Raw genomic sequence first — 2,426 nt, 5'->3', positions numbered from 1 at the left:
TTACAATATTTTAACACATAAATCACCAGTTTTGTTATACTCAACAACGGTATTTTTTAACAACAAATACTAATCTCTCATACAGGAGGGGGGGAAAGAAGTGGTTATTGATCGAATTATGTTCAAGAAATCTATGGACGACAGCATTCCTTAGCCGCGATTATGAACGCAGTTATTGATTGAATTTCTTTTATAAAAAGGAGCAGAATATGAAAAAATTTATAGCCCTATTATTATTTTTTGCCCTTTCATTTACAAGCCTTCCTCTTGCTTATGCGGATTTCGCGAATGGCACCTTGGTGCAGACCGAAGTAGGATTCAAGCCGATTGAACAAATCCGGGTCGGGGATCTCGTTCAGGCAAAAGATGAAACATCGGGAAAAACAGAGTATCATAGAGTTGTTCAGTTATTCCAGAGTCAGGCGGATGAGGCGTATCACATTACCGTCAAAGGAATTCCAATCACGACAACCGGGGAGCATCCGTTCTGGGTGCACGGCCAAGGATGGGTGGAAGCAAGCCACCTGAAGGCAGGAGATCTGCTTCAAAATGCGGAAGGCAAGCCCTATCCGATCGACCGGATCGAGATGAAGAACAGCAGTACGCCTGTATATAACTTCGAAGTTGGAGGAGTACATAATTACTTTGTTACGGAGTCCGAAATATGGACGCATAATAACGGCCCCTTGATTAAACTAATTTCTAAAATATTAGGGAACACTGGGAAGAATGCCGCGAGAAACACAGGGAAAAGCACTGCGAAAAACGCTAAGAATGTAACTAGGGGGACGGGTAATGTAGGTAGATCTTCTGTTAAGCTGAAGCTAGATAAAGCATTGGATCCCGCTAATAGTTGGGCGTTTAAAAAAATCAATGCTGAGATCGCTAGAAAAAAAGCGCTGGGGAAAACACTGAAAAAAACACCGAAAAAAATACCGGCAAAGACATCGGCAAAAACTAACGGGAAAAATTTCGGAAAAAGCGCCGGGAAGGCGTCTAAGGGGACGGGTAATTCTCCTAAGAATACCCCCAATGAAAATGGATATTATGGAACAGTCGGTCAAAGTGGAAGTAGTAAAGTAAGAAATCTAACAGGAGGAGATAAGGCCGCCAGGAAATTTTTTGAAGAAAAAACTCAAGGGTTCAAGATTGAAAGAGTCCTTGGTGATGGTAAGATTCTTAGGGTTATGAAAGACGGGACAGCGATAACATATAGACGCTTTTCACATTCTGACGGTACTCCTGCGGTTGATATTAATGGGGGCAGAACCTTCAAACAGCAAAAAATTCATTTCATACCCTAAAAACAATCCCGCATCCCCAGCATACATGAAAGTAGGGTTTTGCGCGGCTCATACGATTCCATTCGGAGTAATACTGCGATTGGACAGAAATGACGTAGCTCTTTATGGTGGTTTGACCTAGTCCTAAAAACGGTGAGTATTCGTTCTATGAACAACCCCATGCTGGCTCGGCCCGATTTTGCTGAATGACCGCGACCAGAAAAAAGGAGACTTCAAACGGTTACGCCAAATCGTTCAGTACTACTCGATGGGACGAATCACGATGGAAAACCCCCATGGCCTGTCGGCCACCACGGTGAATGAAAATGAGGGTTACTAATTTCAGCTTCTTCTTCACAAACAAAAATAGGCAGATCAAAGGTCGAGTTCTTTTTTTCAAGACACATCCCGAACGGAAAAAAGGGGCGGATAAGGTGCAACACGTTATAAAGAATGATATAACCCAAGAACAAATTGATATTCTAAGAAGTATGAAAGGTGCTTCATCGTTGAATCTGTACATCGACGAAGTTGGGGAATTTGCACTCAACCTTGTCATTGAAAGCCCTGATAGGAAGATAAGTATCAAAAACATTCCTAACAATGCATCGGATGGTAATGAATATCCCAAGTTAAAAATCGAACATACAACAACACTAAGCCCTGATTATAAATTAATCTATGTCGGTAAAAACTTAGAGGATATACTTATTCTGAAGGATATGGCAACTTGGAAAAATAATGATATTAATTGGATAGTTGAAGTTGATATTGGAATAAAGTTAGTTTTCCAACAAGAGGAGTTCTTATTACTTGCTCAGGATTCATTGGCAGGATTTCTTAAATTGTTCAGACTGAATAAAATGACACCTGTGGACAAAATAGTAGAGGATTACTGGTCAATGAAAACTGATAAAGTTGACTCCTTAATAAGTGAAGAAATGAAAATATAGTTGTAAAAAATTAATAGATTCTTGCTATACTGCGTGGTTAAAGATACGGTTACTTGGAAGTAGTACGATTTGAGGGTCTGTCAATAACTTTGTGTAAACAGGCCTGTTGATTAACCAAATTACCCCATATCAAAATAATCGGGATTCTCCTAATAGAATACAATGAATCCGTAACTGCCACTCAACGGGA

2 protein-coding genes are annotated in these 2,426 nt (G+C 40.2%); both read left to right on the top strand.

The window, feature by feature from the left end; translation table 11 throughout:
• Positions 1 to 209 precede the first annotated feature (209 nt).
• On the top strand, positions 210 to 1,304 hold the full coding sequence (locus PPOP_RS24400; protein WP_006287085.1) for a polymorphic toxin-type HINT domain-containing protein: 1,095 nt from the start codon (positions 210 to 212) through the stop codon (positions 1,302 to 1,304).
• Between the two features lie 413 nt (positions 1,305 to 1,717).
• Entirely contained in the window at positions 1,718 to 2,236 is a 519-nt protein-coding gene (locus PPOP_RS13565) for a hypothetical protein (protein WP_006287084.1), read from the top strand.
• Positions 2,237 to 2,426: the final 190 nt, after the last annotated feature.

The sequence above is a fragment of the Paenibacillus popilliae ATCC 14706 genome, assembly GCF_000315235.1.
Classification (GTDB): Bacteria; Bacillota; Bacilli; order Paenibacillales; family Paenibacillaceae; genus Paenibacillus_B; species Paenibacillus_B popilliae.
The sequence above is the reverse complement of the archived record's forward strand: the minus strand, read 5'-3'. Positions and strand labels throughout refer to the sequence as shown.

What these genes read in the sequence shown, in the direction of transcription:
- PPOP_RS24400 (WP_006287085.1), top strand. Translation starts at nt 210, where the DNA reads ATGAAAAAATTTATAGCCCTATTATTATTTTTTGCCCTTTCATTTACA.